This window comes from Patiriisocius marinus (genome assembly GCF_008974325.1).
Lineage (GTDB): Bacteria > Bacteroidota > Bacteroidia > Flavobacteriales > Flavobacteriaceae > Patiriisocius > Patiriisocius marinus.
This window is the reverse complement of sequence record NZ_BKCG01000005.1, coordinates 121,283-140,467: the sequence shown is the minus strand read 5'-3', so window position 1 is coordinate 140,467 and position 19,185 is coordinate 121,283. Positions and strand designations below refer to the sequence as shown.

The following is a 19,185-nucleotide window of genomic DNA, read 5'->3' as shown; positions in this document are numbered from 1 at the left end:
TTTTGATAGTACAAAGATCTAGGTTTAACCCTTTTTAAATTTTCAATTATCGTTAGGCTGCATTTTTGTATCGATGAGTGGAAGTAAGCTTGCGATTAAGCTGTTTTTCGGTTTTAATATTTCCGATGAAAAAATACCCTAACTGCCCTATTAATAAAGCACACATCGCTATAACTTGCATTATTACAACTTGATACAGGTTTTCGTGAAATAGTGTTATTAAAATTATTTGTGCTATTCCTAATACAGATGCAATGATAATTGGCATGTATTTATCTAATGAAAGGAAGTAATAGGCAAAGACATTTGAGACTGCAAAAAACGATGTTGCTAATGCATACCACCCTAATAATGGAGCAATTGCTATGTAGTCCTCACCAAAAAGCATTGTAACTGAAAATGTAGGGAAGAGAAATGTAAACCCAACAATCCCACCAGCAAGAATACTTATATAGGTTACATACTTTATAAGTACCGGAACCGTGTTCTCTCCTTCTTTACGTTTAGCTATTACGGTAGGGAGCAATAACATTACAAACATCCAGGTTACAAAATATACTACTCTACCTATTAATGCGAGTGAAGCATATAAACCTGCATCATACGATGGAAAAAAGTGTTTGACTAAAAGTATATCGCTGTTATTGCAAATTATTTGAGTTAGCTCGTAACAAGCGGTTATTATAAAAAACCTGATGAGTAATTTTTGTTCTACATTACTAATCGAAAGTTGTGATTTTATATAAAATGATTTTTTTTGTAGCGGAAATATTCCGGCGATGAAAGATATTGCAATGGCAATTGAAACAGCTAATGAGGAGTCAATATTAAAGAAGAATAAAAGAACCAAAGTAATAATGAATCTTGAAAGCATTTCTAATTGATAGGTAGCAGCAAGTTTTGTAAACGATTTTACACCTTGCAATTTTCCTCTGTTGACGCTCATTAAAAAGTAAAAAGGAATAGCTAATCCAAATATGATAAACATAACTTGTGACTGGGTATTAAAAATGTCTTTCAATAGTTTTGAAAATACAACCACTAGTGCGCCAACAAAAATTCCGAATCCTAATGCATATCGATATGCTTTTTTGATAAATGCAGATACATTTCTGTCTGTATGCTCAGCCATACCTTTAGCGACAACTAATTGGAATGTCATTGCAACAAATGACACCACTAATAACAATGTAACAAGTATAGCAGCATCAGCAAATTGTTGAGGTCCTAAAATTCTTCCAAGTATTAAATTGTAAGCATAGTTTCCTCCATTTACTACTATTGCGCTAATGATAAAAACCTTTTCAGGAGTAAGAAATTTCGATAAGTTTTGAACTCGTGCTAGCATGGTATTTATTTTAGCAAAAAGTTAATTTGATTACAGGAGTTTCTACTTTCCTGTAAGCAACTTGTAGTTTTTGAGCTGAGCTAAATCCTCTTGCGTTGTGAACTACTTTTAATGAATTTGTATTTTTAATAACTGAAAGTCCCATTTTGTATCTGTTTTAATTATGATGCAAAGATGCATTGATGACCAATGAAGAATCGTCGAATTTCGTTCAATCAAATTTTGATGTAGACGAATGGTTCAAATCTGACTTTAAAGCGAAATCTCTTCTTGTAAATAGATTAAGCTATACTATAATAAGGTAATAGCTTTATTTAAGTCCTATAAAAATACCTTCAAAACACCTTGAAATTGATCAGTTTTGTAGCTCAATTCTAGATAATTGACCTTCTAAATAAAAATCTGTCCACCAATCGACGAAATGTATAGACGAGTTGCAGGAATGCTAAGATTGAAACACTTAAGTCCAAACGTATCTTGCAGGTATAAAATAACTACAATGAAATTATTAGGATTTACTTTAGCATTACTTTTAAGTGTAACACTTTCTGCACAAGATATGACCACTGGGTTTACGTTTTTAGAAACGGGTAAATACCAAGAGGCCGTTACATATTTTAATGATATATTAAAAGATTACCCTGATAATAAAACTGCTCGTTTATGTTATGGTCGTGCATTAGGATTAAACGGTACAACGGAAAAAGCGAAAACATTGTTCACTAACTTAAAAGAAGAATACCCAACAGATTTTGAAGTAGCACTTAATTACGCTGAGTCATTATTATGGAATAAAGACTACGATCAAGCAAAAACTTTTTATCAAACACTGGTTCTAAAGGACACTACTAGCTTCTCTGCAAACTTAGGGTATGCAAACACTTTATCTAACTTAAAAGAATATGATCAAGCTATTGAGGCGGTTGACAAGGCGTTAAACATTCAACCAGGTAATGGTAATGCTTTAATTTCTAGAAAGTATATGAAATTAGGAAAAGCATCAGCATTAAAAACAAATGATAGCTTGAAAGAAGCAATCACATTATTAAAAACAAATTTTTTAGAATTCCCGAACGATGAAGCTACACAACGTGACTTAGCAAACATCTATATTGCACAAAAGGATTTTGTAAATGCAAAGGAAGCATATACTCAAATAACTGATTCAATAACTTCTTTAATAGGTATCTCATTAGTAGAGCATTTAGACAAAAAAGATAAAACGGCACTTACAGTTTCTGAAAATGCATTAAATTTAATTACTGCTAAAACAGATAGTATTCAAGTTTTAAGTGCTAACGAACGTTATATTCAAGCATTAATTTGGAATGGTAAATACAAGCAAGCTAAAAATAAAATTATAGCACTTGATGTTGCATTTCCAGAAAACAAAACAGTTGCAGCACTTAAGGCAACAGTAGGGATGTACACAGGAACATTCGCTAAAAGTATTGCTGAATATCGCCAGATGATGGAAAAAGATAGTACGTCATTTGATGGTAACTTAGGGATTGCAAATGCATTAAGAGCTCAAGGAAATTTAAAGGAAGCGTATAAGTACGCTCAACGTACTCTTGAATTTTATCCAAACCAGAAAGATGCTATAACATTAATGAAAACTATAGAAAATAGCCTTGCGCCAGTAGTTGAATCTCTTGTTTCTACAACTAGTGATAATGGCGACAACGTAGCATATACTGCAATGGTAAGAGCTGAGGTTCCTTTTAGTGAACGTTTTAAAACTACCCTTCAATATGAATACCGTGAAACTGAAAATGAGACTACTAACACAATGGCATACAACACATCCGTATCTTTAGGGGCTAATTATAGAGTATTAAACAATACTTGGGTTGAAAGTAAACTTGGTTTTCTAAAAGCAAACGGAAACGCTGCAGAATACAGTGATGTAAATGGAAGTATATTTGTTAAATCTAGACCATTGCCATTACAGTATCTAGAGGTAGGATATAGCCGTATGTTACAAAACTTTAATGCCGACCTAATAAACCAAAAAATATTTATGAATAACTATTCCCTAAACTATAATATGGGAACTAATATTAACTTAGGATGGTATACAGGATTAATGCACACACAACAAACTGATGGTAACTCACGTAACTTATTGTTTACATCTCTTTACTATTCATTCTCAAAAGCACCTGCTGTAAAAGGAGGAATTAACTACCAATACTTAAGTTTTAAAGATCAAGTCCCAACGGTTTACTTTAGCCCATCAATATATCAAGCAGTTGAGGTATTTGTTGAAGCAAACGGATCAACAGGGAAATTTAGTTATAGTGCTAGTGCTGCTGGAGGATATCAGTTTGTTGAAGATGATGAAGCTACCACATTGTTTAGACTTGAAGCAAAAGCAACATACGATTTTACACCAAGATTTCAAGTAATGACCTACGGTAAGTATAGTAACAGTGCATCTGCAACTGCTTCTGGTTTTGAATTTATGGAACTAGGTTTAAAACTAAGATGGCAAATACTTGAGGGTCCACTATTCAATTTATAAAAAACTACCTTAAAAACTGTTAATAAATAGTTGTTACAGAGTGTTTAAATAAAGAAATACGCTTCTCCCCAATTTATAGTGTTACACTTTTAGAACTACAAACTTGTAGATCTAAAAGTGTTTTTTTGTTTAAATATAGTATATAATGTCAATATTTATTCTGAAACTTTAAATTCATTATTAATAATTCAACGCTTAATATATGCTTCTGAAATTTTCTAAAAGTTATCAGTAGTACGTTTGTAGAAAGTTTAATAACGATGTTTTAACTAACGTTTTGAATTGAATGTAATTGGTTTACAATATTATATTGTAACAGTCTTTATTTAACATAGTCCTTTTGGGAAATAATAGGATTATGAAAATTATTCTTTCGTTAGTAGTATGTTTGATTTTTATCAATGAGAGTTTTAGTCAAAAAAAATACTTTGAAAATAAATTTGAGCATTATTCAATTATAAAAAATAAGGATACAATTAATTTCCATACTTATTCTAACGGAGAAGTAGCTTCAAAAAAAGGGGTTCTTTTGTATATTCAAGGATCAGGTAATGATCCTTTTTATAAAATAATAAGACAAGTGGATACTATCAGTAATCCTAAAAAAGGAAAGCCTGAGATTAAAAAATACCTCGAAGTTCACAAAACAATACCATTTGATTTAGCTAACTTTCCTAAAGACTATTTGTTAGTTACAATCTCAAAGAAAGATATTCCTTTTGAAATATTTGGAAACGATTTCATTGCTCCAAACTCATTTTATATAAATGACACCTTAGATTATAGAGTTTGGCAAGCAAGTGAAGTTGTAAATTATCTTTCTGATAACCTTTTAAAAAAGCCAACTAAAATTATTGCATTTGGACATTCAGAAGGTACCGAGGTTGTAGCTAAACTAGGTACAATTAATGATAGAGTGTCAAATATTGGGTATTTTGCTGGCGGTGGAAATGCTCAGTACTATGATTTTATCCTCGATGTTAGAAAATATGTTCAAAGAGGAGAGATGACGGAAGAAGAATCAATTATAGAGATTGAAAAAATTTTTACTGAAGTAAAGGACATCTATAAACACCCTAAAAGTTTAACTAAAAAATGGCTGGGACATCCCTATAGAAAATGGAGTTCTTCTGTGGAGCCTTCAATAGATAATTTATTGAAAATTACGGTTCCTATATATGTTGCACATGGCGCAAAAGATACGGCAGTGCCAATAGAATCGGCTTATTTAATCCCAATTGAGTTTATTAGAAAAGGTAAGAATAACTTGACTTTTAAAGTGTATCCTAATTTAGATCATTCGTTTTCTATAATGCCAGAATCTAAAAACGAAATATATGAAGAGAAATGGGATGTTGTACTTAAAGATTTTTTAGAATGGTGTGAAGCGAACTAAATTAAGGATATCAATTTTATGAAAGTGATTAATTAATAATCACTTTCATATTTCAGCATAAAAAAACCACCACTGTTTCCAGTGATGGCCTTAACATCAAAACTAATCTAAAAAACTAAAACTATTTTATTATAAACCTTCCGTTATGTTGTATCGAAGTGTTGTCTATTATTATGTAATTATACACACCAGGTTGTAATTGGGTGTTAATATAAGTTGCTTCTGTACCATTTTGCTGTGTTATTATATTTTGTGTGTCAACTGTTCTTCCTAGCATATCAATTACCGTAATTTGTACACTTGTGCTAGGTTGATTTAATTTAAGGGTTGTAACTCCGTTAAAAGGATTTGGAAAATTCTTTAGCTTTTGTGCTGGTGTTAAGTCCGAATCTGTTGTTCCTAATATATTTTCATTTACAAATTGAATATCTTCTAAGTTCATTTCTTTAGTTTGAACTGTTCCATCTTCAGAAGTCATTGAAAATACTATTGTTACTAAGTCTTGTAGTTCTATTGTTTCACCTGTTCCATTTGTAAAACTTTCTAGAGCAATGGTAAATGGTTCTAAAGTTTCGGTTAAAGAAATAGTGTATTTGTATTGTTCTTCCCAGTTTTCAATTTCTTGTTTCACTAATGTAATTTGTAATGAACCATTACCGCTGGCATTTAATTTTAAACCATTATACTGCGTTAAGTCTACCGCTTGAAAACGTGCTGTTAAAGCTCTGTAAGCTGAAAAATAAGTGCTTGTAGTTGCTTGTAAATTGATGTTACGTTCAATAGGGAATACATCGTTATCGAAGATGTTTGTGTTTTCAGTTACCTCATAGCTTTCTAAAGTTGTTTCAGCTTGCGCTACATCAATTCCCCAAGGACCGTCAGATAAAAATAAATCGTCTGGTATTGCAACACCATCACCAATTCTAAAACCAATGTCAAATAAGTTGCCTGTATCGATTGTAGTATTTGTAATGTAATTACCACCAAGGTTAATTGTTGTCGTGTAATCTTCTTGATTACTCGTTTCTGTTGCACGTAATACGGAACTAAATGTAACACCTTGAGTAGCATTTGTATTTACAATTTCTAATTGTAATGTACCATTTAAATAAGTTCCTTTTCTAACAAATACTGCAGGTGGAGTGCTGTTGTTGTAAGCTGTTATTGGTTTGGTGACATCTACTAATCTAAGTAGCTCTTCTCCCAAAGTGTACAAGTCATCTACAGAGTTTGACCATATCTGGAAGTTGTAGAATTCTGTATTATTTTCATATTGGTCTAAATTCCAATGACTTTCAATTGAGAATTCAGAATCGTTAGCAGTTACTTTAGCCGAAAAACTCAACACGAATTCAATTGTGCCATCTATGTTTCGAATAAGTGATTTGATAAATTGCTGGTCATTAATTTCAATAGTTGAAACAGAAATTAGTTCAGCACCTAATAAACGATCACAGATGTATTTAGTGTGTTCGTATACACCGTTTTCAGTTTTTAGTGCAAGTATTGAAGCAATTGCCTTTTCATTTCTAATGTAGTCAACACCATAAACTTCAGTTGCATTTGTAATATCTATTAGATCAACTGGCGAAGTTTCTATCACGTAGTCTTCATCAATTATAGTTAGAGGAATAAAGTTTTCTAATTCAATATCAGACATTGGATTACGGTTTCCGTAAGTTGAAGTCTTTTTTAATTTCTTTGCATTTTTTCTATCGAATTTATAATTGCTTTTCAAACGGTTGTAGTTACGTTTTAAAATTGCATCAGAGAGTCTGTTGTTACTTTCTAATCCACCTCTGTTAGCTCCAGAAGTTTCTGGGTCAATAACTGCACAGTTACCAAAACCAGAACAAGAAGGGTCTTCACAGTCAATTAATCCATCACCATCATCATCAATTCCATTATCACAAATTTCCTGAAGTACAGGAGCAGTAGGACAACGTGCACCATCATTACTTGAACTTGCTGGACCAAAGGCAAATAAGTTAGAATCCATAGCAGTTACACCATCTAATTCTTGAACGTTTTGAATAACATAAATAGTTCCAGTTTGGTTTGCTGATACATAAAAACGACCAGAAGCATCAAAGTAAACAGCTCCATACGTATAGTCTAAACCAGAAAGAATAGGTACTTCGCCAAGTGAGCGAATTTCGCCGTTTGCAGGATTAATTCGGTATAAAGTATTTGTTCCTTTTTCAACAGCATATAAATTATTGTCTACAGCATTAAAGGCCCAATCGTGAATACTAATATTTTGTGATAATGTAGAAGTGCTTGTTAGCTCAGTATAGGTAGCTGATTCAGGATCTAAATCAATTGTGTAGTATGTGCTACCTCCTGCTTTAAAATAATACATTCCATCAGCACTAATATCACCTACGTATTTGTTTCCTGAAGTTAAGGCATCAATTGTATATATAGTTGTAGAAAAATCATTTCCAATTCGTACAATCGATTTGGCCGGGCTACTTACGTATCCCCAAATATATCCATCTACCGGATTGTATGCTGCTGCATTTACGTTGCCTGCTGTAATGTTTTCAGCAGCAAGGAATGAACTACCAGAGGCAAGATCAAGTGCATACACATCGTTATATTGAAAAAGATATGCGCTATAGTCACAGTTAAATGGCTCGTTTTGTGCCGTGCTCACATTTGTGAAAGCAATGTAGCTCAAAAAAAGTAGTAGCATTTTCAATGTAGTAATTCTAGTTTTCATTTCGTTTCTATTTATTTATAGGAACAAAATTACGGACTTACTTCAGCTGAAAATGTGCTTTTCGCTAGGGTAACTTCAACACTCGATGAGTGGTTGTTTAATGTAGATGAGTTGTTTTACAGTAAGTTTAGCCTTTTCATTAATTCAGGTCTATTAGATCTGCTAATAGGCACTACATCTCTGGCTATAAGTACACTGCTGTCCTCAATATCAATAATTTTTTTAATATTAATAATATAAGAACGATGTACTTTAAGAAATAAACTATCTGGAAGTTTTTCTTCAATCTTCTTTAAAGTTGAATGAACCGTGAAGTTCTTTTCATCTGTTTTAATAAGAATATAATCTCCTTTAGCTTCAATTAAATAGATTTTCGCAAACTCTAGTTTTATGAGTCTTCGGTCTATATTAATGTACATTTCTTTTTCAGTAGAAGTTTCAGAACTTTTATGAGGAGAACTCTCTTGTGAAATTGAAGGAGCAGGTGCACTAAAGTTTTCTACTTTTTGTACTGCTTTTAAAAAGCGAGGCAGGGTAATAGGTTTTACTAGATAATCCACAATACAGTCGTATTCAAAAGCTTCAATAGCAAAGTTTTTGTCTGAAGTTGTCAATACTATTTTTGGAGGGTTTTTTAGTGTTTCAATAAAATCAAAACCAGTAAAATCTGGCATATGAATATCTAAAAAAATAAGGTCTACTGTATTCTTGTTTAAAAATTTCATTGCCTGTATTGCATTTGAAAATTCTTCAAGGACATTAATACTATCAACCTGGCTGCATAAATGAGAAACAATGGTTCTCGCTGCAGTTTCATCATCTATAATAATACAATTCAAATTATTGGGACTTTAAGATATAAAAGCAAGTTACAAATTATAACTCATTTATAAAACTGTGAATTAACTGAAGAATAGCTTCAAATTCTTCTTTAAGATCTAAATTTCCTTCAAGCAATCCAGCTTCATAATCGATTGCTACTTGGTAGCTTTTTTCTAAGCCAACTATACCAAATTTATGTTTTAATTTATGAACATTTTCAGCCGCTAACTTATAGTTTTCAATTTCAATATTGTTTTGGTATTCTACTATTTCGTCTGGCAATTCGTTTTTTACAACATTAATTAATTTCTCTTCAAAAGAGGCATCACCTCCTGAAAGTTCTTTAATGTAGCTTAGATTTGGTTGTTCCATCGATTAAGTTTTTGGTAAGGTAAAATAGAATGTAGTTCCTTTACCTAATTCACTATCTAACCAAATTTTACCACCGTAGTACGTGACTATTTTTTTTACAATAGAAAGCCCTATTCCAGTAGAATTAGAATCATTTTCTAGCTTTTGAAACACTTGGAAAATTTTTTCAAAATAGTCAGAGTGTATCCCTTTTCCATTATCTCTAATTTCAAATTGATACTCATTATCTAATTCTCTAGCAATCACTTGAATTTCTCCATTTGGCTTGTCAATACTGCAAGCAGCATTGCAAATTAGATTCTGAAAAAGCTGTTGGATTTTAAATTTATCAGCTGTTATATTTGGTAGATGATGTACTTTAATATGAATTTTCGGCGGTATATTTAATAGGTTGATTGTTTCTTTTACAATTTCGTTAAGATCTAAATTTCTCGCTGTACTCTGGTCTTTATCAATAGTTGAATAACTTAAAATACCAGAAATTAAAGCGTCCATCTTTTCAAGATTAGAGACAATTAATTCTATTTGTTTAGTTCCTTCTTCGCCTATAGTATTTCCGTAGTCTTCTTTTAACCAGCTTACTAATGCTTCAATACTTCTTAAAGGCGATTTTAAATCGTGCGAAACAATGTGAGCATAATCATTAAGCTCTTGGTTTTGCAGTGCAAGTTCATCAAGTAACTTTTCTTGATTTTTATTCACTTCAATAAGTTGCTCAGCTTGAGAACTAATATAATCTGCAAGATTAGCACCTTCTAGAATTTTCTGTGTTTTTAAACTTCCAGTTGCCCCTTCAATAGGTCGTACAGTATTAATTACATTTTGTAATCTAGTAAGTAAGGCTTGTTGTTGTTGAGTTTCTTGTCTCAACAGTTTATTTGCATTAAACAATTCATCTGAGCTAATTTTCATAGCACGTTGAGTCATATTGAATTGTTCGTCAAAGTTGTCATACGAATCTTCAATCGCTTTCAAAAAGCTTTGTATATCCACGTGTTCCTGAAGATTTTCAGGGAGGTATTTTTTTATTTGTCTTTTTAAGAGGGGATTCATTTATTCGCTAATTAGTGTAATTGTCATAGTTTGGTTGTGCAATTTACAACTACGTTCACCATAAAAAGGTGCGATCTCTCCGTAAGAGTACATTCCGCTTATAGTTACGTTATTACCAATAACACTAACAACTTCTTCCACTTCTTCTTCAATACGTTGGTCTAAAACTAGCTTACGACCAATGCAGCTAATTAACAATGCTAATTGAGGAGGAGAGGTTCTACCTTCCATAGCTCTGTATGCAGCTGTTTCAGATGCAGCAGCTATGCTATCCATATTTGTCATCATTAATTGTACAGAAGAAAGCTCAGGAACATCTCCTGCTAATATCATAGCATTCTTTTCTTCGTCTATATTTAAAATAGTTCTAACAAAAGATTGTTTGTTTTCTTGACTTTTTACATTAAGTGGGTAAATAAGCGCTGAACCTGGAAGGTCTTTCGCTTTATCACCTAGGTATATTTTATATAAATCTAAAGCAGGTTTTCCATCTATTTCATAAAGAATATTTCCTTCAGATTTTGTTACTAAGCGTTCAGGTCCAAACGGAGTCCAACCTCCATATATTGAGAATGACGCTTCAAATGTTTCACCATAAAAACCAATAACAACAATTTCTCCTTGTTTTGGGTTTTCATTATATGAAGCAAGTGTTTTTTCAAATCTACTATCATCTCCACAAAGACCACCAGTTATTAAAGTTTTTGGAATTTCATTTTGCATTCCTTTTGTAAGTTGCGAGCCGTTAATTGTACTTCCTTCTGAAATAACAAAAACATGTTTTAAACCTTCCTTAGATAATTTTTTTACAGCTTCAGCACCAGCTTTTTCACTGTCTTTATTTGCATCTTCAATATTATAAGTTTGGATTTCGAAAGTTGATTTTTCAAACTCTATCGCAGTGATAGTAATGTGGTTGTCATTTACAGCTCCCGCTACAATTTCACCACTTGACGAACCAAAAACAAGATGCCCAGTTGGGAAAATGGTTCTAATTTCATTGTAAATAGAAGTGTCTTCAAGTAAATATCTATTTCCAAAAATGAGAACTAAAGGGTTGTTTAATTCAATATGTTCTCCCAAATAATTCCAAGCACCATCTTTAACTCTTTGTAACTGTACTGTTTTCATAAGTTTATTTTTTGAGAGTGAAAAAGAAAGTTGTTCCTTGACCAACTTCACTTTCTAACCATATCTCACCTTTATAAAGATCAATTACTTTTTTAACAATAGAAAGTCCTATTCCTGAAGAATCCTTGTGATCATTAAGTGATTGAAATATTTTAAATATTTTATTGTGGTATTCTTGAGCAATACCTATACCATTATCCTTAATTGAAAATTGATAATGATCTTTAAGTTCTTCAAAGTCAATTACAATAAGCCCAGGGTTTTTGTCGCAATATCTGATAGCGTTACTAATTAAATTTTGAAAAAGTTGCTGGATTTTAACTTTGTCAGCTTTTATTATTGGTAATGTTTGCTCAACTTTAATTGAAATGTGTTCTGGAATATGAAGCAATGTTTTAATGTCTTCAATAACCTGATTTGTGTCTACGTTTTCTGAAATTGAACTATCAGACCCTAAGCTAGAATACTTTAAAATATTAGAGATTAACTGTTCCATCTTCTCTAAAGTTTCGTCTATTAGGTCTAGATTGCTAAGCGTGTCTTTATTTAAAGTTTTATCGTTATCCTCCCGTATCCAGTTTACTAAAGCGTTAATGCTACGTAAAGGCGACTTTAAATCGTGTGATACAACGTGAGCGTATTCTTGCAGTTCATCATTACTCTTTTCTAATTTTTCAAGTAATAATTCCTTCTGAAATTCTAAATTTTTAAGTTCTGTAATATCTAGATGAACACCAATTGATCCTGTAACTTGTCCATTAATATTATAGTTAGGAGCGCCACTTATTAGCCAATATCTAACTTCTCCTTTTTTATTTTTTGCTTTAACTTCATAGGAGTTTGATTTACCTTTAAGTCTATCTTTATTTTCAATCTCTATTATATCTGAATTTTCTTCAAGTAATAAAACTTCAGCCCCTTTTTTGCCTATTAACTCTGCTTCAGAATAGCCAGACATTTCTTCAAGACTTTGGTTGACCATTAAAATTTTATCGTCATTATTAACTTCGATGAGTCCTAATTTCATATTAGCAATAATGTTGCTATATTTTTGTCTTTCAGCTTCTATACTTTCTCGATATTTCCTTTTAAGTGTACCATCTCGATACGTCCACAAATGGCCTTTGTAATCTCCATGCTCGTAAATTGGAATAAAATCACGTTCTAAAATTCGACCGTCATTCATGATTAACTCATCAGAAAGTACTTGTACTTTTTGACTAGTTAATTCGTTAATACGATTCACAAATTCGTCTGGATCTTGGAATAAACCTTTACTTTGTTCCGCTGCGTGTTCACAGTTCTGTCCTATTAATTGTTCTGGAGAAAATGGAATATTAAAAAAGTCGCAAAAACGTTTATTAGTAATAACAATATCTCTGTTTTCATCCTCTAATAAAATACCGCTTTCAAGGTTTAAAATTAAGGTAGAAAGTCTGTTTTGCGAATCTATTAATTGTTGTTCTGCAGCTTTTTCACTTGTGATATCTCTTACAATACCTTGTGCAGCAATAGGTAAGTTGTTTCTGTCGTATATAACAATGGCATTGATGTGTACAAGCCTTGTTTCTTTATTAGCGATAATAATGTTAACCTGGAAATCTGTAATTGCACCTTTTGAGAAAAGTGTTTTGAAACCTTCTTTAACTTTCTCGCGTTCTTCTGGATGAACAATGCTAGCAAGGTTTAGTCTATCAGCAATAGTGTAACCTAATAAGTTTTCAGCAGCTTCATTCATTTTGATTACATCTGCTTTTAGATTCATCACAACGTATGCATCCACAATGTTTTCAAAAACACCTTTAAGTTCAGATGTTGCTTCTCTTACTAGTCCTTCAAGCTTTTCGTTTGTTACTTTTAATTCTTGTGACTTTGAATATAACTCTCTAGATTTATCTTCTAGAATTCTTTCTGCTTGTTTTCTAGCTGCTTTTTCTCTATCGAGAGCTCTTTTATATATGTTAATTTTATCTTCATCCATAGACTTTAATACTGAATTTTACTTCAGTACCATTCGGTTTAATTTTCTCTACTAATATACTAGCTTTTGTATTAAAGTGCTCAAAGGTTTTGTTCATTAAACCTCTTCCAAAAGCGTGCATTGCTCTGCTAGACTTGTAGATCATTACAAGGCTGTCTTCTGTTTTTTCAACTATTGCAAAAGTAGGAAGCTCTGCATCAGGGTATATTTTTCGAACCTCTACATGAATGTGGTTTTCAATAGATGAAAGCATATCAATAGGGTCTTTATATTGTAATAGAAATTCAGGATAACTATCTTCAACTACAGTAAAGAAATGTTCGCCGTAAACCAATAGTAAATCGTCAATTGAAATATCAGTTTCGTTACTTAAATTAGTAAGTAAACTTAGCATTTCTCCAAAACTGTAAGTTCCTACAGCAGTGTATGCTCCATTAGAAGGAAGTTCAGATTTGGTGATAATAGTGTCAACCATTTCAAAACCAAATTTTTCTTCAACTAATTCTAAAAAACCTGTAAATACAATACCTTTCATTATGCTTTAATTAATTCGTTCATAGCCCAATAATTTAGCGCAGTCTCAATTTTAGCTACGTAATCTTCATATTTTAATGGCTTAATAATATAACCCGCAACACCTTCGCTATAGCAAGCTAAAACATCTCTTCTGTTGCTAGAGGTTGTTAAAATAACTGTAGGAAGAAATTTTAAAACATCATCCTTTTTTAATATTTTCAAAAACTCTAAGCCATTAATTTTAGGCATATTCAAATCTAAAAATATAATGTCTGGAAGTATGTTATCGTCTTTTAATATAGACAATGCTTCCTCACCATTTTTAGCTTCAATAAGAGTGTGATTCATCTCGAGCTTTTTAACGGCTCGTTTTAGCTTCATCACTTCTATTGTGTCATCTTCAATAAGAAGTATTTTTAAATTTGTTTTCCCCAAAATTAGCATTTTTATTACATACAAAAGTGCAATTAATTAACAGTATTTATTTGAAAACTTAGACCAACTAGCTAATTGGTGTAGACGGATGGCAGTTAAGTGTCGATGAACGGTAATTGAAAGTTGTTCCTCGAAAAACAATTTTTAGTACATCAAATAGCTCAATTTTTTTCTGAAATGTGCTAATAAATTTAAAGTATTATTACAATTATTTTTTTAATCTAATAGTGTTTAAATCGCATCATATTATTCCTAACTGTTTTTTATTAACTTAATATTTCGGCATTTATTTATAGTTTTTATTTTTCTTTTAAAAATAGTTAGTATAGTGTTAAGTGCTTGATTTTTAGTTTATTGTTGCGTTTTTGTGTTCGCTGATATATTATATTTTTAATTAGTTTAAAAAGTTTTTCACATGTATTGCGAAGGAATTTCTTAAAGTGCATCGTCAAAAGTGCATAACAATTAAATTAGAATGATTATGAAAAAAATGAGCTTAAAAACATCAATAATGACAGCACTCTTACTATGCTTTGGGATTAGTTTTTCTAATGCCCAGTCTAAAGATGAAAAGAGAAAAAAACGTCCCACTTTTTCTGAATTAGTAGAAAAAATGGATGAAAATAAAGATGGAAAAATTTCTTTAGAAGAAGTAAAGGGACCACTTAAAGAACATTTTACTTCAATTGATACAGATGAAGATGGTTTTATGTCAGAAGAAGAGTTTAAAGCAATGCCCAAACCAAAAGGAAGAAGAGAACGCTCAAACTAAATAATAACAATTGACCAAAAACACGTAATTATGAATGCTACTTTTTTAAAATCTATATTAATTATTTCAGCCCTGATTAGTGTCGTTGTTGTTGGTTGCGTTTCTTGCTCAGAAGAAGATGATACAGCTGTCGCTGAGGGAGAAACTACAGGTGATGGTCTTGTTTTAGCTGTCGATTCATCTTTGTTTTTAACGAATGATGGTTCAGTAATTATAACAACAGTTCCTTGTACATTATCTGATGGAACAGTTACAGATTGTTACCAGATTGTAGCAACAAGTACTCCGGCAGATCATCAAATGGGACCTTGGTGTCCAGAGAATATTGCAGATGGAGATGAGGCAGGTGGAATATGGTTAGAGAATGGTCAAGTATATGATGTTGATGGCGCGTTTATAGAAAACATGGCGACGTTTTATAATGATGATACTTGGTTAATGTACAACGAAAATGGCGATATTTTTATTACTGAAACAGAAGAAGATTGTGCGAATGCAGCAAATCCTAACGTGGGAGAAGAATATGAAAACTTTTGCGTAGAATGTCTCCCGTCATACGTGGCAGATTTAACGCAAACGTATTTGATACCAATAACTCCAGTGAAACTTTCGAGTTCTGAAAACTTTGGAGGTGATGGTCCTGGAGGGGGTAATGGTCCATCTGTTCGTGGAATTGCTTTTAATGGAGTTCGGTATGACGCACCAGCACCCACTGATGCAATTTTAGGGGCTTATACATTAGCGCCGTTTGATGATGCAGGTGGTCACATTAACTTAAATGCAGGGTATCATTATCACGCTGCAACAGGTGTAAATACACAATTAGCGCAAGACGATGGTCATGCAGCTATGATAGGATATGCAATTGATGGTCACGGCTTTTACGCTCAATTAGACGCAGAAGGAAATGAACCTACAGGTTTAGATGATTGTAGAGGTCACGAGGATGAAACTAGAGGGTATCATTATCACGCAGATGCTCCAGGTAGTAATAACTTTATTAATTGCCTAAATGGAGCCTATGCAAACTAGTAATTAATTTTAAAATCAAATGAGTTATTAATCAATTATGTTGATGAAGATGTTAACGAAGAAAAGCATATTATTTATAGTGTTGTTGTGTTCTGCAATGTGGGTTAGAGCACACCAGCCAGATATGTCAACTACAATGTTAGTGGAGCAGGAAAATGGTGTTTGGGTTCTGCAAATTAGTGCTTCGTTAACAGCTTTTCAACAAGAGGTGAAAATCCATTTTGCTGACACTCCGTATAAAACACCTGAGGAGTTTCAATCTATGGTTCTAGAGCATGTTAAAAATACTTTAAGTCTTCGTGTTAATGGTGTTGATAAAGTTAGTTTTAGTAGAGGAATAGTCAAACTAGGCCACGAAACTAGAGTGATTTTTGAAGTTTTTGGTATCTCTGAAGATTTACAAAAAATAGACATAATCAATAACGTTTTTAAAGATGTTTTTAAAAGTCAGAGTGCATTAGTGATCTCAAAAAACGGATTTGATAAAAAACAATTTGTGTTAAATAATGAGAATGAGCATAGTATTAATCTTCTTGTTGAAAAGAATTCATTTGTAAATGCAAAAATGGAAGATTCTGAAACAGTAGGTAATTTATTAAAAGCAGGCGCGATAACACTTAGTATCGTTGTTTTTATTGGGTTGCTTTTGTTTAGATATGATTCTAAGGAACATAAAATATTAAGTGCATTATTAAATTAGCACATAAAGAATATCACGATTTTCATTAGTTGGTTGGGATTATGCCTCGTAAGAAATTGCGGGGCTTTTCTTTTATCTGAAATTTTAATTGTTTGAGAGAGTGATTTTTATAGTAGTTTTTCAATAGTTTATTTTTTATGTTGAAACAATATGAATTATGATGGTAACTTTTGGGAGTAAAACATTTTCATTTTTATCTAAATTATCTAACTTCGCGGTATGGGAGTAGGAACATTAGTTTTAGGTACAATTGGACTTGTTTTAGTAATAGCTATTTTAGCTATAGCTAAAGAGAAGTTTTAGTACTACAATATTATATCTATATGAAAATCAAGTAGCTTAATAATTAGGCTGCTATTTTTGTGTCTAAATTTTTCAGATTATGAACATTTCAGAATACATAAGAGACATTAATGATTTTCCAAAACATGGTATTGTTTTTAAGGATATCACACCTTTGTTAGGAGATTATGATGCTTCGCTAGAATGTTTAGAGCAACTAGTAAAACTTGTTGGTGATAAAAAAATTGATAAAGTTGTGGGTATGGAGTCTCGAGGATTCTTTTTTGGGACACTACTTGCGCAACGTTTAAATGCTGGTTTTGTACCCATTAGAAAACCAGGGAAACTTCCTGCTAGTACTTATAAGGAACCGTATTCGCTTGAGTATGGAATGGATGTTCTTGAAATACACGAAGACGCCATTAAAAAAGGGGAACGCGTTTTAATTCACGATGATGTTTTAGCAACTGGAGGAACTGCTCGAGCAGCTTGCAACTTAGTTAAAAAATGTGGAGGCGAAATTGTACAGTGTAATTTTATTATGCAAATCGACTTTCTTGACGGTGCTAAAAAACTTAAAAACTACGAGATTGCTACCTTATTAAACTATTAGTCTAAGGCATTTTTTGTAACCCATAGTTTATAACCAAAAATCGCCATCTGAAATTTAGTAGCCTTAGCTAGGTCTAATTTCTTCTTAGTGAAACTAGGTAATATAGCTTTGTTGATTTTTGCTAAGGTCTTGAATAGCTGCTTTTTCATTTAACAAAAATACGTGAAATAATCCGTCCAAATTTTATATTTTTCAACGTGCCTACTGTTTGAAATATTAATCTGCTTTATACTAACTGCGTTTATTCTTTCTATTTCGTTTTATTTATTTGTTTTAAAAATTGCAAATAGGTTAGTAATTCAAATCCCGTTTTAAGTATTTCTACGAATCAAAAAATGTATTTAGTTTCTTTCCTATTCTTTATATTCGCACCTTAATATATAGGTAGCAAAATAATGAGTATTCTGTTTGTTTTTTTAGGGTTGGTATTATTAGTAGTTGGTGGTGAATTTTTAGTTCGTGCCGCTGTAGGTTTGTCATTTAAACTTAAGCTATCTAAAATGGTTATTGGTCTTACCGTAGTTTCATTCGCTACATCTGCACCTGAGTTATTAGTTAGTATTCAAGCTGCTCTTGATGGTTTTAGCGATATTTCATTAGGGAATGTTATTGGTTCTAATATAGCCAATATTGGTTTGGTTTTAGGAATTACAGCTATAATAGCACCTCTAAGTATTGATAAAGACTTCTATAAGTTTAATTGGCCAGTGATGATGATTATGTCTATCGCACTGTACTTTATTCTTTCTAGCGGTAATGTTATTACAGCAATTGAAGGTTTGATATTGTTACTAATGCTAGCGGTGTATCTATTTGTGCTTATTCGTAGAGCTAGAAAACAAACTAATAATGAAGAGTCGCTTGATGAAGTTGATGATAAATTAGCTACAGTTTCTAATTTTAAAATAGGTATCTGGTTATTAATAGGTGGTGCAGCGTTATATTTTGGTAGCGAGTTTTTAGTAAAAGGTGCAGTAGATTTAGCAACAACTTTAGGTATTAGCGAACGTGTAATTGCAGTTACAATGATAGCGGTGGGAACAAGTGTGCCCGAACTTGCGGCTTCAGTTATAGCAGCTTTAAAAAAGGAAAAAGCATTATCTCTTGGAAATTTAATAGGATCTAATATTTTTAATATCGCTTCAGTATTAGGTGTTACGGCACTTATTCAGCCTATTGTTTTAAAGAGTCAACAAGTACTTACTAACGATATTTGGTGGATGTTAGGTTTTGCAGCTTGTTTAATTCCATTAGCATTTATTCCTAAAAGCTTTGAAATTGGAAGAGTCAAAGGTCTTGTAATTGTTATTGCATACTGTGCCTTTGTAAGTTTAGCATTTATCTCCTAAATGTACTCATTATATATAGATCTCTATTTCGCCTGTAACTATCTAATTTCAAGTCAATCTTTTTTCTGAAATATGAATACAATATCAACTTGGCGCTAATTATTAATTTGTATTCTATAAGTAATAGTTTA

18 protein-coding genes are annotated in these 19,185 nt (G+C 32.1%); 7 read left to right on the top strand and 11 right to left on the bottom strand.

All coding sequences use genetic code 11. The features are described from left to right. Nucleotides 1–52 precede the first annotated feature (52 nt). Nucleotides 53–1,348 carry an MATE family efflux transporter gene (locus GBH57_RS10630; protein ID WP_151674475.1) on the bottom strand — a complete coding sequence of 432 codons (1,296 nt, stop codon included), beginning with the start codon at nucleotides 1,346–1,348 and terminating at the stop codon, nucleotides 53–55. A 10-nt stretch (nucleotides 1,349–1,358) separates the two neighbouring features. Beyond that, complete coding sequence (locus GBH57_RS16305; RefSeq protein ID WP_262714256.1) at nucleotides 1,359–1,493, bottom strand: hypothetical protein; 135 nt, start codon at nucleotides 1,491–1,493, stop codon at nucleotides 1,359–1,361. Between the two features lie 354 nt (nucleotides 1,494–1,847). Between GBH57_RS16305 and GBH57_RS10625 the strand changes: the two genes are divergently transcribed. Further along, entirely contained in the window at nucleotides 1,848–3,875 is a 2,028-nt protein-coding gene (locus tag GBH57_RS10625) for a tetratricopeptide repeat protein (protein WP_151674474.1), read from the top strand. Between the two features lie 358 nt (nucleotides 3,876–4,233). Further along, complete coding sequence (locus tag GBH57_RS10620) at nucleotides 4,234–5,271, top strand: alpha/beta hydrolase family protein (protein ID WP_151674473.1); 1,038 nt, start codon at nucleotides 4,234–4,236, stop codon at nucleotides 5,269–5,271. Between the two features lie 121 nt (nucleotides 5,272–5,392). On the opposite strand, the gene GBH57_RS10615 is transcribed toward GBH57_RS10620, so the two are convergent. The 8 genes from GBH57_RS10615 to GBH57_RS10580 all read right to left on the bottom strand — a co-directional run bounded on the left by GBH57_RS10615 (nucleotide 5,393) and on the right by GBH57_RS10580 (nucleotide 14,315). Then, nucleotides 5,393–7,996, bottom strand: coding sequence for a DUF6923 family protein (locus GBH57_RS10615; RefSeq protein ID WP_151674472.1), 2,604 nt, complete (start codon nucleotides 7,994–7,996; stop codon nucleotides 5,393–5,395). Nucleotides 7,997–8,112: 116 nt separating this feature from the next. Further along, complete coding sequence (locus GBH57_RS10610; protein ID WP_151674471.1) at nucleotides 8,113–8,835, bottom strand: LytR/AlgR family response regulator transcription factor; 723 nt, start codon at nucleotides 8,833–8,835, stop codon at nucleotides 8,113–8,115. A gap of 37 nt (nucleotides 8,836–8,872) precedes the next feature. Continuing rightward, complete coding sequence (locus tag GBH57_RS10605) at nucleotides 8,873–9,190, bottom strand: Hpt domain-containing protein (protein WP_151674470.1); 318 nt, start codon at nucleotides 9,188–9,190, stop codon at nucleotides 8,873–8,875. Nucleotides 9,191–9,193: 3 nt separating this feature from the next. After that, nucleotides 9,194–10,243, bottom strand: a complete 1,050-nt coding sequence (locus GBH57_RS10600; RefSeq protein WP_151674469.1) for a sensor histidine kinase — start codon at nucleotides 10,241–10,243, stop codon at nucleotides 9,194–9,196. Beyond that, nucleotides 10,244–11,374 (bottom strand): FIST signal transduction protein, encoded by a 1,131-nt coding sequence (locus GBH57_RS10595; protein WP_151674468.1) that lies wholly within the window; start codon nucleotides 11,372–11,374, stop codon nucleotides 10,244–10,246. Between the two features lie 4 nt (nucleotides 11,375–11,378). Further along, a complete protein-coding gene (locus tag GBH57_RS10590) occupies nucleotides 11,379–13,355 on the bottom strand; it encodes a PAS domain-containing sensor histidine kinase (protein ID WP_151674467.1) in 1,977 nt (658 codons plus the stop codon). Continuing rightward, nucleotides 13,348–13,890: a heme NO-binding domain-containing protein gene (locus tag GBH57_RS10585; RefSeq protein ID WP_151674466.1), complete on the bottom strand. Its 543-nt coding sequence runs from the start codon at nucleotides 13,888–13,890 to the stop codon at nucleotides 13,348–13,350. The genes GBH57_RS10590 and GBH57_RS10585 overlap by 8 nt, the downstream gene beginning before the upstream one ends. Then, on the bottom strand, nucleotides 13,890–14,315 hold the full coding sequence (locus tag GBH57_RS10580; RefSeq protein ID WP_151674576.1) for a response regulator: 426 nt from the start codon (nucleotides 14,313–14,315) through the stop codon (nucleotides 13,890–13,892). Before GBH57_RS10580 ends, GBH57_RS10585 begins: the two co-directional genes overlap by 1 nt. A gap of 502 nt (nucleotides 14,316–14,817) precedes the next feature. Here GBH57_RS10580 and GBH57_RS10575 point away from each other — a divergent pair. From GBH57_RS10575 to GBH57_RS10560, 4 genes are all read left to right on the top strand, one after another. Then, the gene (locus GBH57_RS10575; RefSeq protein ID WP_235904694.1) at nucleotides 14,818–15,078 is read left to right on the top strand and encodes an EF-hand domain-containing protein; all 261 of its coding nucleotides are present in this window, start codon (nucleotides 14,818–14,820) and stop codon (nucleotides 15,076–15,078) included. Nucleotides 15,079–15,108: 30 nt separating this feature from the next. After that, on the top strand, nucleotides 15,109–16,110 hold the full coding sequence (locus GBH57_RS10570; RefSeq protein WP_151674464.1) for a YHYH protein: 1,002 nt from the start codon (nucleotides 15,109–15,111) through the stop codon (nucleotides 16,108–16,110). Nucleotides 16,111–16,153: 43 nt separating this feature from the next. Further along, entirely contained in the window at nucleotides 16,154–16,810 is a 657-nt protein-coding gene (locus GBH57_RS10565) for a DUF6702 family protein (RefSeq protein WP_235904693.1), read from the top strand. A 382-nt stretch (nucleotides 16,811–17,192) separates the two neighbouring features. Then, complete coding sequence (locus GBH57_RS10560) at nucleotides 17,193–17,705, top strand: adenine phosphoribosyltransferase (RefSeq protein ID WP_151674463.1); 513 nt, start codon at nucleotides 17,193–17,195, stop codon at nucleotides 17,703–17,705. Here the strand turns inward: GBH57_RS10560 and GBH57_RS16245 are convergent. Beyond that, nucleotides 17,702–17,854 (bottom strand): SsrA-binding protein, encoded by a 153-nt coding sequence (locus GBH57_RS16245; RefSeq protein ID WP_151674462.1) that lies wholly within the window; start codon nucleotides 17,852–17,854, stop codon nucleotides 17,702–17,704. The two genes, GBH57_RS10560 and GBH57_RS16245, sit on opposite strands and share 4 nt — an antisense overlap. A gap of 246 nt (nucleotides 17,855–18,100) precedes the next feature. Between GBH57_RS16245 and GBH57_RS10550 the strand changes: the two genes are divergently transcribed. Beyond that, entirely contained in the window at nucleotides 18,101–19,054 is a 954-nt protein-coding gene (locus GBH57_RS10550) for a calcium/sodium antiporter (RefSeq protein WP_151674461.1), read from the top strand. Nucleotides 19,055–19,185 lie beyond the last annotated feature (131 nt).

What these genes read in the sequence shown, in the direction of transcription:
- GBH57_RS10605 (WP_151674470.1), bottom strand. Translation starts at nt 9,190, where the DNA reads ATGGAACAACCAAATCTAAGCTACATTAAAGAACTTTCAGGAGGTGAT.
- GBH57_RS10585 (WP_151674466.1), bottom strand. Translation starts at nt 13,890, where the DNA reads ATGAAAGGTATTGTATTTACAGGTTTTTTAGAATTAGTTGAAGAAAAA.
- GBH57_RS10570 (WP_151674464.1), top strand. Translation starts at nt 15,109, where the DNA reads ATGAATGCTACTTTTTTAAAATCTATATTAATTATTTCAGCCCTGATT.
- GBH57_RS16305 (WP_262714256.1), bottom strand. Translation starts at nt 1,493, where the DNA reads ATGGGACTTTCAGTTATTAAAAATACAAATTCATTAAAAGTAGTTCAC.
- GBH57_RS10600 (WP_151674469.1), bottom strand. Translation starts at nt 10,243, where the DNA reads ATGAATCCCCTCTTAAAAAGACAAATAAAAAAATACCTCCCTGAAAAT.
- GBH57_RS10630 (WP_151674475.1), bottom strand. Translation starts at nt 1,348, where the DNA reads ATGCTAGCACGAGTTCAAAACTTATCGAAATTTCTTACTCCTGAAAAG.
- GBH57_RS16245 (WP_151674462.1), bottom strand. Translation starts at nt 17,854, where the DNA reads ATGAAAAAGCAGCTATTCAAGACCTTAGCAAAAATCAACAAAGCTATA.
- GBH57_RS10560 (WP_151674463.1), top strand. Translation starts at nt 17,193, where the DNA reads ATGAACATTTCAGAATACATAAGAGACATTAATGATTTTCCAAAACAT.
- GBH57_RS10615 (WP_151674472.1), bottom strand. Translation starts at nt 7,996, where the DNA reads ATGAAAACTAGAATTACTACATTGAAAATGCTACTACTTTTTTTGAGC.
- GBH57_RS10595 (WP_151674468.1), bottom strand. Translation starts at nt 11,374, where the DNA reads ATGAAAACAGTACAGTTACAAAGAGTTAAAGATGGTGCTTGGAATTAT.
- GBH57_RS10590 (WP_151674467.1), bottom strand. Translation starts at nt 13,355, where the DNA reads ATGGATGAAGATAAAATTAACATATATAAAAGAGCTCTCGATAGAGAA.
- GBH57_RS10580 (WP_151674576.1), bottom strand. Translation starts at nt 14,315, where the DNA reads ATGCTAATTTTGGGGAAAACAAATTTAAAAATACTTCTTATTGAAGAT.
- GBH57_RS10620 (WP_151674473.1), top strand. Translation starts at nt 4,234, where the DNA reads ATGAAAATTATTCTTTCGTTAGTAGTATGTTTGATTTTTATCAATGAG.
- GBH57_RS10565 (WP_235904693.1), top strand. Translation starts at nt 16,154, where the DNA reads ATGAAGATGTTAACGAAGAAAAGCATATTATTTATAGTGTTGTTGTGT.
- GBH57_RS10625 (WP_151674474.1), top strand. Translation starts at nt 1,848, where the DNA reads ATGAAATTATTAGGATTTACTTTAGCATTACTTTTAAGTGTAACACTT.
- GBH57_RS10550 (WP_151674461.1), top strand. Translation starts at nt 18,101, where the DNA reads ATGAGTATTCTGTTTGTTTTTTTAGGGTTGGTATTATTAGTAGTTGGT.
- GBH57_RS10575 (WP_235904694.1), top strand. Translation starts at nt 14,818, where the DNA reads ATGACAGCACTCTTACTATGCTTTGGGATTAGTTTTTCTAATGCCCAG.